Source organism: Chlamydia sp. 16-02, from assembly GCF_042235055.1.
Taxonomy (GTDB): domain Bacteria; phylum Chlamydiota; class Chlamydiia; order Chlamydiales; family Chlamydiaceae; genus Chlamydia.
Window position 1 is genome coordinate 669,450 of record NZ_CP114172.1, and the last position, 13,223, is coordinate 682,672.

Sequence of the window (13,223 nt, forward strand, 5' to 3'; positions counted from 1 at the left end):
CTGCGCTAATATTCATAGTGAATATTTTCACTTGGAATAGACAGATTATCAAATAAAGAAAAACTCTTATCTAATCATAAAGACTAGGATAATTGATATGTCTCAGAAAAACTCTTTGCAACATAATCGATATTCTTATCAGTGATTCCGTTTAAATTAAACCTTGCTCCACTTGTGGTATAGATACCTTTTTCTAATCTCAGAAAAAGCACTTGTTCTAGAGAAAATCCGGGATATCCAAAAAAACCCTTCTGAGACAAAATAAAGTCAAAAGAATGACCAATGTGATTACGCATAGCTTGAACAAATCGAGCTCGTGTCTTTCCTAAAGAATTACGAATAGTATCTAATTCTGATAACCATTCTTTTTCCAAAGCATCATTTGATAAGATCGTCGAAACAATTTTAGCTCCGTGTCTAGGAGGAGAAGAATATTCACCACGGATTTTCTCTTCGAGACAACTAGAAATTTTATCTAAATCATCAACAACTTTACTATAGGCAGCAAAATAACCGACTCTCTCTCCATAAAGAGAAAAATTCTTACTTGCACATGCAGCTACAAACACTGAATTTCCAGATTCTATAAAAATCTCTATAGGACGCCTATCTTCCTTAATACCCAAACCAAACCCTAAATAAGCAGTGTCGAAAAAAGGTAGCAGCTGATGCTCTTTCATCACTTCGGCAAGACGTGTCCACATATTCTCATCAAGATCCATACCTGTAGGATTATGACAACAACATTGCAAAAGGACTAAAGAATATTTGGGAGCGGATTTTAATACAGAAAGCATCTCATCAAAAAGCAAGGTCTTGCTTTCTGAACTATAATAAGGATATTTAAGAACTTCTAAACCTTGTTGAGCGAATATTCTTACATGATTCCCCCAAGTTTGTTCGGGAATGTACACCTTTCCTGAAGGATGGGCCATGGAAAAAATCTTAGCACCTAAATGTAAAGCTCCTGTTCCTCCTAATGCCTGAGCACCAACAACAAAACTAGAATTTACATTACCAAAAACAAGTTTCTCCATCTCTTGATTAAAAGAAGGTAATCCACTGATAGGTAAATACCCCTTATTCATCTCATCTTCTAAAAATAGAAATTGTGCCTTACGTACACTAGAAAAACCACCATATGCTTGGTTAGGATCTTCATAAGAACCTATAACAAGATTGACCTTTTCCTCTCGGTCATCTTCTAAAAATAGTTTTTGCAGACCTAAAATAGAATCAGGAGCAAACGTGGGTAACTGATTAAAAAAACTCATACTAAAGAAAATCCTTCGCATTAGAACAAAGATTGATTCTAAACCTTATCTCATGATAATTTTATCCATTCGGGGTATTAGCTCAATTGGTAGAGCGCAACAATGGCATTGTTGAGGTCAGCGGTTCGATTCCGCTATGCTCCATTTTCTATCATACATCCCAAATAGATTGTATTCGGCTTATCTTATATTTCTTTCCTTGAAATTGTAGGGTTGCTCCAACACTTTTATCGAGCATTTCTTGAGCAAGTTTAGATTTTAAAGAAAGAATATAGTTGTCTGGATCAGCGTCCCAAGGACCAAGAATCGAATAAGTAATAAAATTTCCTTTTTCGTCTTCTAAAGAAACCTTACAACCCACACCAACCTTATCAGTAAAGACTATGTCCTTAGTCAGTATTCTAGCTCGATTTACCTCTTCAGAAAGCACTCGAATTTCTTCTTGTAAACGTGCTCGTTTTTCTAAAGCAAATTTATACTCAGAATTCTCCCTAAGGTCTCCTAAAGCTCTTGCATCCTCGATTTCTTTAGCATTATCCACCATCTCTTTACCAACAAGAGATTGAAGCTTATTTTTCATTTTGGTGAAGCTTTCAGAAGTTGTCCAAAGAATATCTTCTTCTACAACAACTGTATTTTTCTTCAAATCAGGATGCACAACCTCAGCAAGGCTTTGTAAAACACTAAGATCACTTGAAGAAAACTGGCTACACTTTGTAGACAGCAATAAAATCTCCTTTAAATAGGATAGCGGAGCCCCCTCTATCATATTACGAACAACTAAATAACGCTGCCCCACAAGAAAGTTATAAATCTTTTTCCCCAACTCTTTCTGTGGCGTTGAAGCAATATGATACATAAACACCATAGCTGCCTCTAAAAACAATCTTTCAATCTCTTTATTATTTGGATCAAAAATACCGTCATCATGAGATCCGAGTTTTAAGAAAAACCAAGCAAAAACTTCAGGATACATGATTGGATGTTCAGCACATTCAAGGAGTTTTTTCTCAATTTTTTTACGATAAGAATCCTCTCCTTTAAACACTTTAAAAGTAAGCTCTCTAAGAGATGGAGATGTTGTCGAAAGAAAAATCTTCATAAAAACATTCTCCCAAACCGGAGAGTGCTTCTTTATCAACATTAAGAACACTTTTTGCAAAGCTACTATAGAAATATTGTTAACTATGGAAATAATCTCCTCTTCATCAAGAGAAGATATGAATTTGCTATCTAAAACACTCGATTTCTCGCCTAAAAAATCTGAAAGCAATAAATCTCTTTGAATTTCTAAAGACTGGTTATCCTCAATAGCAAGTGTTTTTAAGGCTTTTATTATAATTTCTCGATTCTCTGGTTTCTTTAACTCGCTATGTAAATCACGAATAAACTGATAAATCTCAATAAGTTTTCCTGAAGTATCCTCGATTTGAGAAAGCCGGCTTTCTAATTGAGAAATTAAAGAATCTCCTCCAGGATTATATTTATAAGGATCCTTTATTGTCTTAGGAGCTACTATACGAGTGTTTTTCTTGATTTTACTCTTGGTTGCTTGCCACCAACGATTCCACTCAGCCTCAGGAATAACTAAATCTACAAGTTCATCTTTTACTTCTTTAGCAGTTTTCGGACCCATATCCTTAAGAAGAATTTCTATAACTTCTGACGGATGTTCCTTAGCATAAGCTTCAAAACCATCGGGATCACCAAATCTTCGTGATAAAAAATGATCTTTATCTAAAGGAATTAAACTCTTAAAAGCTGTTTCAAAGGAGATATCTTTAGCCATCATAACTCCCTCAAATTCTATGAGAACTTTTTGTTGAAGAAAGGATACACTCATAACCTCTCCAACTCCCCATCCCCCAGAATGAAAGACGAAGTTCCCTTCATGTAAATGCATTAAGAAATCAAAACGGCTTAAACTATATTGAAACTCACGACCATCACGCAAACCAACAACTCTTAAGGCCTCGTTAAAATTTTCTCTACCTTGATACTTTCTATTTACATAGTCGATGGCCGCATCATAAAACGGTTTAGCATTAGTGTTTTGGATATCCAAAACTAATTGAAGAACCTGATCTTTTTCTTTTCCATCAGGTATTCTTTCCCATAAAGGAAGAACCGTGTCTGATATTTTACCAAACAAAGGAGCTAAAGATGAATGCCTTACTTTTTCTAAGATCTGGACAAGTTCTGCCCCTCGCACCACATCGTTAAAACAATATTCTTCCCACAAATTAAAGAAACTTGAGGGTTGCTCTTCGTCTATTAAGACTTGCAACTTTTCTAGATAGTCCACGATGTCTCCCGTTTTTAACGGGAAATATACGCTTAACTATAAAAAAGAGCAATATCACAACACAAAATAATAATATTTGTTTTATAATAAATTAAAATTCACGGTGTATTAATGAATAGTAATTCTGCGCAAAAAATAATAGATTCTATAAAACAAATACTCACTCTTTATAATATAGACTTCGATCCCTCATTCGGTTCTGCCTTATCTTCTGACTCTGAAGTAGATTACGAATACTTGATGGAAAAAACCCAAGAAAAAATCCAAGAATTGGATAAACGTTCTCAAGAAATCCTCCAACAAACAGGGATGACTAAAGAACAAATGGAAGTGTTTGCTAATAACCCAGATAACTTTTCACCTGAAGAATGGTTGGCTTTAGAAAACATTAGATCTTCGTGTAGTGAATATAAAAAAGAGACAGAAGCTCTAATTAACGAAGTTACTAAGGACTTAGGAGGAGAAATAGCAACACCAGATTCTAATAAGAAAACAAAAACCACATCATCCAAAAAAAATAAGAAAAAAAACTGGATTCCCTTATAAAAACGCCTATAATCCCTAAAGTATGAAAATTGCGATTACTCGGGGTTTAGATTTATCTTTGCAAGGGTCTCCTAAAGAGTCTGGGTTTTTAAAAAGAATAGATCCGTCTCTAGTTTCCATAGACCTGCGCCCATATTCTGCCTTAGCTTTAAAGCTTAAGGTGGAGCAGGATGATATTATCACTTCGGGATCACCTGTTGCGGAATATAAAAATTTCCCCGGCGTTTTCATTACCTCTCCAGTTTCTGGAACCGTAAAGGAAATACGTAGAGGAGATAAACGAGTTCTATTAGATGTTGTTATTAAAAAAAACCCAGGACAAAATCTAACAGAATATTCTTACGATCTATCTAAATTATCACAAAAAGAACTGTTAGAGATCTTTAAGAAAGAAGGTCTTTTCGCTCTTTTTAAACAACGACCTTTTGACATTCCCGCTCTTCCCAATCAAACCCCTAGAGATATTTTCATAAACCTTGCAGACAACCGGCCTTTCACACCATCCACAGAAAAACATCTCGCTGTCTTTTCTTCTAGAGAAGAAGGATTTTATGTTTTTAATGTAGGAGTTCGTGCAATAGCTAAACTTTTCGGTTTATGCCCTCATATTGTTTCTACCGATAGACTTGCTATTCCTGAAAAAGATCTAAAGTCTATAGCACATTTGCATAAGATCTCAGGTCCTTATCCTTCAGGATCTCCTTCAACACATATTCATTACATAGCGCCTATTACTAACGAAAAAGACATAGTCTTTACGATATCCTTCCAAGAAGTCCTAACGATAGGACACTTATTCTTAAAAGGAAGAATTCTAAATGAACAAGTCGTAGCTCTTGCGGGATCAGGATTAAAATCTTCTTTAAGACGCTATGTTATAACTACGAAAGGTGCAGATTTTCAAAGCTTACTTTCTCTAGAAGATATCTCTTTAGATGTATCTCTAATCTCTGGAGACCCTTTAACTGGAAGACTTTGTGATAAAGAAAGTGTTCCCTGTCTTGGTATGCGAGATTCTACAATATCTGTAATCCCCAACCCAAAAATACGACAAGCTTTCAATTTCTTAAGATTAGGAATTAATAAGCCTACACGTACAAGAACTTATCTTTCTGGATTCTTAAAAAGAAAGCATACGTATATGGATCCAGATACTAATCTTCATGGTGAAACACGTCCTATCATAGATACAGAAATTTATGATAAAGTCATGCCGATGAAAATTCCTGTAGTTCCCTTAATTAAAGCAGTGATCACTAAGGATTTCGAATTAGCGTGTATGCTAGGATTTTTAGAAATTTGTCCTGAAGATTTCGCCCTACCAACTTTCATAGATCCTTCGAAAACGGAAATGCTAAGCATCATCAAAGAATCCTTAAAAGATTATGCGAAGGAAACAGGTATATTAAATCCAGAAAATGAAGAATAAAGTTCTTCGAAGAACTTAGAGCTGTGAAGACGCTATTATCTCTAAAATTAATGGAGTTGCATAGGAAATGATCATGTCTGCTCCTGCGCGTTTTATAGCTATCAAAGATTCATAAAACATGGATTCCTTATCCAACCATCCCATCTTAGCTGCTGCTGCAATCATAGCATATTCACCACTAACTTGGTATGCTGCTAAAGGTAACGCTGTAGAATTTCTAACACGATGTAAAACATCGAGATACAGTCCTGCTGGTTTTATCATCAGCATATCCGCACCTTCCTGCTCATCTAAAGAACATTCCAATAAAGCTTCCAAAACATTTTTTGGATTCATCTGATAATTTCGTTTGTCTCCTGATTGTAAATGTGATCCTAGAGCATCTCTAAAGGGACTATAGAGAGCAGAAGCATACTTAACACTATAAGAAAGAATTAAAGTCTTAGCCCATCCAGATTGATCTAATTTCGAGCGAATATGTGCAACTCTACCATCCATCATATCACTAGGAGCTACAATATCAGCTCCCATCTCAGCATGCAAAGTCGCTATGTTTCCAAATATGCGAACACTCTCATCATTTAATACTTCACCCTGATCCATAATACCATCATGTCCATGAGTAGTATAAGGATCTAAAGCAATATCACTTATCACACATAGATCTGGAAAAGCTTTTTTTACCTCATAAATACTTTTACAAAGGATGTTTTTAGGATTGGAAGAATAGGAACCATACGCATCTTTAAGATTACTAGGGATTACAGGAAAAAGAATCACAGCCCTTAATCCTAATGAACACAACCTCTCTATTTCTTTTAAAAGAAGATCAATACTCCACCTATAAACACCTGTAAGACTTTCTATTTCTTCACAAATGTTTTTCCCTTCCTTAACGAAAAAAGGACAGATAAAATCTTGGGGTAATAAAGACGTTTCGGCTACCAAATCTCGGATAGCTACAGTCCTTCTATTTCTTCGAGGACGTCGAAGTAATGCTAATGAGCTCATTTTTACAATCCTTCAACACTTTCCACACCTTCAGAAAAAGATAGAGTATTTATATAAATATTACTTCTTCTTCTTTAGGGGGTGTGGAAAATGTTTAAAACTCAATTTATAGAGGAGAAATTGAGTGGTTAACCTGTTTAAAACTTTGTTAAAACATTGTTCACTTTGTAAATAAATCGAGATTTTGCATGTTTGTGAACACAAGATCAACCATTTTTCAACAGGATTTTTAAGCAAAAACGTTTTTGTTTTTTCTAATCCATGTGGCAGTCTTTTTAATTTTTGAGGTTTTTCATGTTGAGCAGAGATGATGAGTTTTCTTCAGAACAAAAGAAGAGTTTGTCTCATTTCGTTACCAACCTAGAAGCAAACATTTTTGCTTTGAAGAATCTCCCTGAAGTGGTTAAAGGGGCTCTATTTTCTAAATATTCTAGATCTACATTAGGTTTGCGTTCTTTGCTTTTAAAAGAGTTTTTGGAAGGCGAGGGGGGAGACTTCTTAGATGATTCTGGTGTGGACTTTGAGGTTGGAATACATAAAGCTGCTGATTTTTATAGACGAGTTCTTGATGGGTTCGGGGATGATTCTATAGGAGAACTAGGTGGTGCTCACCTAGCCATGGAAAGTGTTTCCATGCTTGCTGCAAAAATCTTAGAAGATGCGCGTATAGGAGGATCTCCTTTAGAAAAGTCTTCTAGATACGTTTATTTCGACCAAAAGGTAAAAGGGGAGTATTTATACTACCGTGACCCTATTTTGATGACCTCGGCCTTTAAAGATGTGTTTTTGGGCACGTGTGATTCTTTATTCGATACGTATACGGATTTGATTCCTAAAGTGCGTTCATATTTTGAAAAGATCTACCCAAAAGAAGCTGAGGTTTCACAATCAGCTTACACTATTTCTTTAAGAGCTAAAGTTCTTGATTGTTTACGAGGTCTTCTTCCTGCTGCTACATTAACGAATTTGGGATTCTTTGGTAATGGACGATTTTGGCAAACATTGTTACACAAAATTCAAGGCCACAATCTCACAGAAATAAGACAAATTGGTGAGAACTCTTTAACAGAGTTAATGAAAATAATTCCTTCTTTTGTAAGTCGTGCTGAGTCTCATCATCACCATCATCAAGTTATGTTGGGCTATCGACAGACTCTTAAAGAGCAACTAACAAGCTTAGCTGAGAAATTTAGTGAAGGATCTTCACCGTCTAAACAAATAGGAGTTCGTTTAGTTTACGGGGATGCTGAGGGAATTTATAAAGTGGCTGCGGGATTCCTTTTTCCTTATTCAGAGCATACCTACGAAGAACTTATTAATATCTGCCGGTCTATGCCTAGGGAAGATCTTATCCGTGTTTTAGAAGCAGGATCTTCATCAAGAGAAAATCGCCGACATAAATCTCCAAGAGGATTGGAATGTTTAGAATTTGGATTCGATATTACTGCAGATTTCGGAGCTTATAGAGATCTTCAGAGACATAGAATACTTACTCAAGAACGCCAATTACTCACAACAAATCTAGGATATCATATTCCTGAGCAGTTATTAGACACTCCTATGGAGAAGGATTTTAGAGAAGCTATGGAGAAGGCTGAAGAAGCTTACAACCAAATCTCTATAGAATTTCCTGAAGAAGCTCAATATGTTGTTCCTCTAGCCTACAATATACGCTGGTTTTTCCATATCAACGGAAGAGCTTTACAATGGCTTTGTGAACTGCGTTCACAAATTCAAGGGCATGAAAATTACCGAAGAATTGCCATAGATATGGCCAAAGAGGTAATTAATTTTGACCCAACATACGAAACATTTTTTAAATTCGTAGATTATTCCGAGTGTGATTTAGGTAGGCTGAAACAAGAATCACGAAAAAGATCTTCATAGTAATTTCTTAAATATAATCTTTGCGTTTACAGGAACCGCAGAGGTTGGTATTTTTGTTACTTTCTAAGGAGAAGGTCATAAAATGAAAAACCTTATCGATAATAACATAGTTAGGTTTAAAAATATTTCTAAAACTAAGCAGGGTATTTTTGTGAACTTCAAAGTTAGGGGAGAGAAAGGGGGAGCATCTTTTACAGCATCTATAGCAGTAGATATAGAATCTGCGGATGTGTCTGCGGGAGATAGTTTAGAGACTATTATTGAAAGATGCGCTCAAATTGGTGTTGCAGAATTTAAGAAGTGCGAATTCCAGTTCGAAGGAATTACCTGTTTGTAAATTAAAGTTTTCCTGGGTGTAGCGCAGCCTGGTAGCGCACTTGCATGGGGTGCAAGGGGGCGGAGGTTCAAATCCTCTCACCCAGATTTTTTAATACTTCTTACTTTAATAATCGCGAACGCCCATATATTCTATAAGCATTTCCAATTCTGAAGAATCTTTCAAACCATATTGTCTAAGATGGTTGATTAATCTAATGCACTTATCCATTGAAGTGTTTAAAAGCTCTTTTGCAGCGTCTAATCCAAATAACAGCGCATAGTTCAATCCCACATCTTGACCGTCTTGATGCATATCTAAAATATCATCTTTCATTTGAAATAAAAGACCGAAAGCTTGAGAAAATTCAATTATTTGAGGAACACATAAAGGATCACCACCTCCAAATAACCAACCAGAAACACAGGCTATTTCAAAAAGAGCACCGGTTTTCTTGTTGATGATCGATTGGACATATTCAGGCCCATCATTTTTAAAAAACATATCTTCATATTGTCCCCCCAAAACACCGTTAACACCAAAGTTCTTATCTGTGACATCAGAGATAATATCGTAAGCAATATCTACTTCTCTAGGATCCACACCTTGAGATTTGAGTTTCTTTGCATTTAAACGGATCCGAGAATACGCAGATGGGATTAAGGCATAAGATGCTAGTAAAGCTGAAGCTTCATCAAAAGCTTTATGTACAGTAGGACGTCCACGACGTTCATCATCATCATCCATACAAGGAAGATCATCAGCAATTAACGTAGATGTGTGTATAAATTCTATAGCTAAGGCAGAGTCTAAAACATCTCTATTCATCCCGAGGCCTTTAGCTATCATACAAACTAACATAGGTCGAATGCGTTTCCCACCACTTGTTAGAGAATATTCTACAGGTGCACGTACAGACAGTCCTTTAGCTCCAAAATCTTCTAAAGAGGACTCTATACCTTCTTCTATCATTACTCGATAAGTTTCAAATATATCCATAACGACCATAAAACTTCCCCTTAACTAGATGACTTTTCCGGGATAAATTGTTGTAAGAGCAGGAATACAATGCCCAGGATTAATAACAGTGTTACACCCTACAGAAACTCTTCTACCAAGAAATGCTCCTACTTTTCTTAATTGGGTGTCTATCTTTCCTTCTTCGTAAGTAATAGAGATAGTTTTTCCATCAAGACGGAAGTTCGCGCAACGCACACCGGCACCGAGATTAACTTCTGAGCTTAAAACAGAATCTCCTACGTAAGCAAAATGTCCTGCTTTAGCATGATGACCAAAATAAGCATTCTTTACTTCTGTGCAATGTCCTATCACACACCCAGTTCCGGTAATCACACCACCGCGTAGGTAGGCACCATGGCGTATTTCTGTTTGAGGACCTATAATGCAAGGACCAACAATATAAGCTCCTGATTCTACGTAAGCACCTTCTGCAATTTCTATACTCTCTGCGTTCTTTAGAAAAGCTCCAGACTCCACGGTCCCATGAATACCTGAGAACACATGTGTAGATAATTTTTTATCTATTAATGCTAAAATATCCCAAGTGTAATACGCTTCTGTAATAAGTTCTGGAAAAGGGAAATCTTCAGGAGAAAATAAAACGGATGCAAATATCATGACGGGTCATAGCTTTTTAAGATATTGTCTAGTTATGGCGATTTAGTGACAAGGAGTAATCAAGAGCTATTTTAAGGATAGGTTGTTGTCGGTTCGCTTGTTGATGAGTTAATTAGATTATCATTTTCTGAAAATAAATAACCAACACCGCGAATTGTAGAGATTTTTGACCCATAAGGCCCTAATTTTTTTCTTAAAGAAGCAATATGAACATCGACATTTCTAGCTATAATTTCCTTGGTATTTCCCTTTATTTCCTCTAGTAGGTGTTTTCTTAGACACAATTGACCACGATTCATCAGAAGTTTTTTTAATATTCCTGCTTCTGAAGGAGTTAAGTGAATAGTGCCCTGAGGGGAATCTATAGAAAGACTTAAAAGATGGAAAGTTCGATCACCAAAAGAAATAGATTCAGGAATTGCGTGTTCGAAATGATGATGATTGCGTAAAAAAGCTCGAATAACAGCATCTAAAACTTTTACTGTTATAGGACGAAGTAAATAACTGCTTGCGCTATTATTTAAAATTTTTACAATAGCCTCTTCTTCAAACGTATCAAATAATACAACTAGATCTGTTTCAGATGGAATTTTGTTAGCGAACATAACTTCAGGGAGAAGTAAGTATTCACAAAAAATTAAATCGGCTTCAGAAGTGTCTGTAAGCGCAGAAGAAACGACTATCTTATATTCGACATTCTGAGCAAACTCTTTCAGTTGCAAAGATATATTACTGTCTTCGGTAACAAATAATATAATTTTATCCGTAAGCATGAGTGAACAAGATGAGCTATATTATTTGAGTAACTAATACAAAATCTTTTATTTTTCAAAGATCCTTTACTATTTTTTAATTTTTTTCTGATTAAAAATAATTTTGCATAAAGACAACTCAATATATATAATTTAACTTTAACAAGTTAAAAAATTAATTAAAAACCAACGGTTTTAAACAAAGCCGATAGAGGCTCTAATGGTTCGCTATATAGTGTTTTGCTTATTTTTTCTCTCGTGTTTCGGTATGGGAGGGGGGGTATATTTTATATGTTCCTCACACAACCCTTCTGTAACCTCTTCAGAAAGTGCAAAAGCAGCAGCCTTATGGGTTGATGGTCAAAAAGAACAAGTAGAGTCTTTTTTACATCGTTTGCTTCCGAGTCAACAACGACAATGTCTTCTTTGTTTCCAAGGATTTATTCTGCAAAAGCAGAAAAATATGAATCAATCTGAGAAGATTCTTTCTAAGATTTATGATGAAATAGAGAATACGCAATTTTTATTTAAAGAAGAGGTAATAGGCGGAAGGATTCTTAATGCTTTTTTCTTAGAAGATATAGAAAAAATGGAGATTCTAATTGGTTCTTTGCGTCAGCAATTTGTAAAATCTCAATATCTTTCTTTATTTGAATTCCTTTTGAATTATAAACAGAAACATTTTGGTAAGGCTCTACAAGCTTTATCAGCATGGAAAAATCAGTTAAAGGGTTCAGAATCTTCTTTATTGGATTTGAATATTCAACAGCTAATTTCTGATTTCTTTTTAGAGAATATAGAAGCTCATTGTTTGATAGAATTAGGAGAGTTTTCAGAAGGACGAGCTATTCTTAATCGTATTATTGAGAAATTATTAAAAAGAGAGTGTGACTGGGATTCTGAAGCTTACGATTATGCCGTTTTGATGTTGAGTAGAAGCTACTTTTTAGAGTTAAAACAATCGAATTGCTGTAAGCTTTATCCGGATTATTATGAAATGATTCTTTTTTATAAGAAGAAGGTTCATGCAATAGATCAAAGATCTTATGAAAAATTCATTCCGCAAGAGGAATTATTCACGATGCTTATGAAGCATCTTTTTGTTATTCCTGAAGAACGTTTAGCTCCTTTAATGCAGATAATCAAAAATTGGGAACGTTTCTATTTCAACGCCAACTATGATTTAGTAATTCAACCTCTAATAGATAGATTTTTTTCTTGCCCAGAACAAGTTGTAAGTCTCTGTAATTCTATCACTTTTTTCGGAATAGAGCCTCTTAAGAAAAAGCTTATAGATGCCTTCGGGATTATTTTATCTGAAAAAGTACAAGAAGTACAAACTACCAAAGCTAAACAAACGCTTTCAGTATTAAAAACTTTAGACTCGGATTTATGGGTAAGTGAGAAATTGATAATTTCTTCCCATGCTCTTCAAGACATTATTTCCCAAGATGATGTTGATTACACAAATTTAAAAAAGTATTTAAATCTTTGGGAAGCCATACAGTCTTATGATATAGATAAGCAGCAACTTGTTCATTATTTGATGAAAGGAGCCAAGCAACTTTGGAATCAGGGTATCTGTGATGATAAAGCTCTGAACTTACTCCGTCTCGTTTTACAGTTTACAAATTATGATATAGAAAGTGAAAACATCGTTTTTCTATTTATAAAGCAAGCATATAAGCAAATGTTATCTGGACATTCCATAGCACGTCTATTGAAATTAGAAGATTTCATTACAGAGTTGGGCTTAACTCCTATAACGATAAGAGAAGAAGAAATAGCTAACTTTTTAGCAGATGCAGAGTTTTTATATGCTCAGGGAGAATATAATAAATGTTATTTTTATAGTTTATGGCTTACAAAAATTGCTCCTTCACCTTTGACTTATCGTTTGTTGGGGCTATGTCTTCTAGAAAATAAATGTTATTTGGAGGCGTGGGATTACCTACATTCTCTTCCTTCGAATGAGCGTATGTATGATCCTAAAGTTCAGAAAGCATTAGCAATATGTCAAAAACATCTACCAAAAGATCACGGAGCTGGTTATAAAAGAGGGTAA

At 35.2% G+C, this 13,223-nt stretch carries 11 protein-coding genes and 2 tRNA genes; 7 read left to right on the top strand and 6 right to left on the bottom strand.

Annotation, left to right across the window (positions count from 1 at the left end):
• Positions 1-83: 83 nt before the first annotated feature.
• On the bottom strand, positions 84-1,274 hold the full coding sequence (locus O1W70_RS02920; RefSeq protein WP_332380817.1) for an amino acid aminotransferase: 1,191 nt from the start codon (positions 1,272-1,274) through the stop codon (positions 84-86).
• A gap of 71 nt (positions 1,275-1,345) precedes the next feature.
• On the opposite strand from O1W70_RS02920, the gene O1W70_RS02925 reads away from it, so the two are divergent.
• Positions 1,346-1,418: transfer RNA gene (locus O1W70_RS02925), tRNA-Ala, on the top strand.
• A 7-nt stretch (positions 1,419-1,425) separates the two neighbouring features.
• Here the strand turns inward: O1W70_RS02925 and O1W70_RS02930 are convergent.
• Positions 1,426-3,579 (bottom strand): GreA/GreB family elongation factor, encoded by a 2,154-nt coding sequence (locus tag O1W70_RS02930; protein ID WP_332380818.1) that lies wholly within the window; start codon positions 3,577-3,579, stop codon positions 1,426-1,428.
• A 111-nt stretch (positions 3,580-3,690) separates the two neighbouring features.
• Between O1W70_RS02930 and O1W70_RS02935 the strand changes: the two genes are divergently transcribed.
• The gene (locus O1W70_RS02935) at positions 3,691-4,125 is read left to right on the top strand and encodes a hypothetical protein (RefSeq protein ID WP_332380819.1); all 435 of its coding nucleotides are present in this window, start codon (positions 3,691-3,693) and stop codon (positions 4,123-4,125) included.
• A gap of 22 nt (positions 4,126-4,147) precedes the next feature.
• Positions 4,148-5,554, top strand: a complete 1,407-nt coding sequence (locus O1W70_RS02940) for a Na(+)-translocating NADH-quinone reductase subunit A (protein ID WP_332380820.1) — start codon at positions 4,148-4,150, stop codon at positions 5,552-5,554.
• A gap of 15 nt (positions 5,555-5,569) precedes the next feature.
• Here O1W70_RS02940 and hemB read toward each other — a convergent pair whose 3' ends face one another.
• Positions 5,570-6,565 carry a porphobilinogen synthase gene (gene hemB, locus O1W70_RS02945; protein WP_332380821.1) on the bottom strand — a complete coding sequence of 332 codons (996 nt, stop codon included), beginning with the start codon at positions 6,563-6,565 and terminating at the stop codon, positions 5,570-5,572.
• Between the two features lie 294 nt (positions 6,566-6,859).
• Here hemB and O1W70_RS02950 point away from each other — a divergent pair, with 294 nt between their 5' ends.
• The 3 genes from O1W70_RS02950 (at position 6,860) to O1W70_RS02960 (ending at position 8,875) form a co-directional block, all read left to right on the top strand.
• On the top strand, positions 6,860-8,452 hold the full coding sequence (locus O1W70_RS02950; RefSeq protein ID WP_332380822.1) for an FAD-dependent thymidylate synthase: 1,593 nt from the start codon (positions 6,860-6,862) through the stop codon (positions 8,450-8,452).
• Between the two features lie 82 nt (positions 8,453-8,534).
• Positions 8,535-8,789 carry a hypothetical protein gene (locus O1W70_RS02955; protein ID WP_332380823.1) on the top strand — a complete coding sequence of 85 codons (255 nt, stop codon included), beginning with the start codon at positions 8,535-8,537 and terminating at the stop codon, positions 8,787-8,789.
• Between the two features lie 12 nt (positions 8,790-8,801).
• A tRNA-Pro gene (locus tag O1W70_RS02960) sits at positions 8,802-8,875 on the top strand.
• Between the two features lie 19 nt (positions 8,876-8,894).
• Here the strand turns inward: O1W70_RS02960 and O1W70_RS02965 are convergent.
• The 3 genes from O1W70_RS02965 to O1W70_RS02975 all read right to left on the bottom strand — a co-directional run bounded on the left by O1W70_RS02965 (position 8,895) and on the right by O1W70_RS02975 (position 11,179).
• Complete coding sequence (locus tag O1W70_RS02965) at positions 8,895-9,776, bottom strand: polyprenyl synthetase family protein (protein WP_332380824.1); 882 nt, start codon at positions 9,774-9,776, stop codon at positions 8,895-8,897.
• 15 nt (positions 9,777-9,791) lie between these two features.
• Positions 9,792-10,406, bottom strand: coding sequence for an LpxA family transferase (locus O1W70_RS02970; protein WP_332380825.1), 615 nt, complete (start codon positions 10,404-10,406; stop codon positions 9,792-9,794).
• A 71-nt stretch (positions 10,407-10,477) separates the two neighbouring features.
• A complete protein-coding gene (locus O1W70_RS02975) occupies positions 10,478-11,179 on the bottom strand; it encodes a response regulator transcription factor (protein WP_332380826.1) in 702 nt (233 codons plus the stop codon).
• A gap of 199 nt (positions 11,180-11,378) precedes the next feature.
• Here O1W70_RS02975 and O1W70_RS02980 point away from each other — a divergent pair, with 199 nt between their 5' ends.
• Positions 11,379-13,223, top strand: a complete 1,845-nt coding sequence (locus O1W70_RS02980) for a DUF1347 family protein (protein ID WP_332380827.1) — start codon at positions 11,379-11,381, stop codon at positions 13,221-13,223.

Excerpts from the sequence above, each read along its gene's own strand:
- O1W70_RS02920 (WP_332380817.1), bottom strand. The coding sequence starts at position 1,274 with ATGAGTTTTTTTAATCAGTTACCCACGTTTGCTCCTGATTCTATTTTA.
- O1W70_RS02935 (WP_332380819.1), top strand. The coding sequence starts at position 3,691 with ATGAATAGTAATTCTGCGCAAAAAATAATAGATTCTATAAAACAAATA.
- O1W70_RS02940 (WP_332380820.1), top strand. The coding sequence starts at position 4,148 with ATGAAAATTGCGATTACTCGGGGTTTAGATTTATCTTTGCAAGGGTCT.
- hemB (WP_332380821.1), bottom strand. The coding sequence starts at position 6,565 with ATGAGCTCATTAGCATTACTTCGACGTCCTCGAAGAAATAGAAGGACT.
- O1W70_RS02950 (WP_332380822.1), top strand. The coding sequence starts at position 6,860 with ATGTTGAGCAGAGATGATGAGTTTTCTTCAGAACAAAAGAAGAGTTTG.
- O1W70_RS02955 (WP_332380823.1), top strand. The coding sequence starts at position 8,535 with ATGAAAAACCTTATCGATAATAACATAGTTAGGTTTAAAAATATTTCT.
- O1W70_RS02965 (WP_332380824.1), bottom strand. The coding sequence starts at position 9,776 with ATGGTCGTTATGGATATATTTGAAACTTATCGAGTAATGATAGAAGAA.
- O1W70_RS02970 (WP_332380825.1), bottom strand. The coding sequence starts at position 10,406 with ATGATATTTGCATCCGTTTTATTTTCTCCTGAAGATTTCCCTTTTCCA.
- O1W70_RS02975 (WP_332380826.1), bottom strand. The coding sequence starts at position 11,179 with ATGCTTACGGATAAAATTATATTATTTGTTACCGAAGACAGTAATATA.
- O1W70_RS02980 (WP_332380827.1), top strand. The coding sequence starts at position 11,379 with ATGGTTCGCTATATAGTGTTTTGCTTATTTTTTCTCTCGTGTTTCGGT.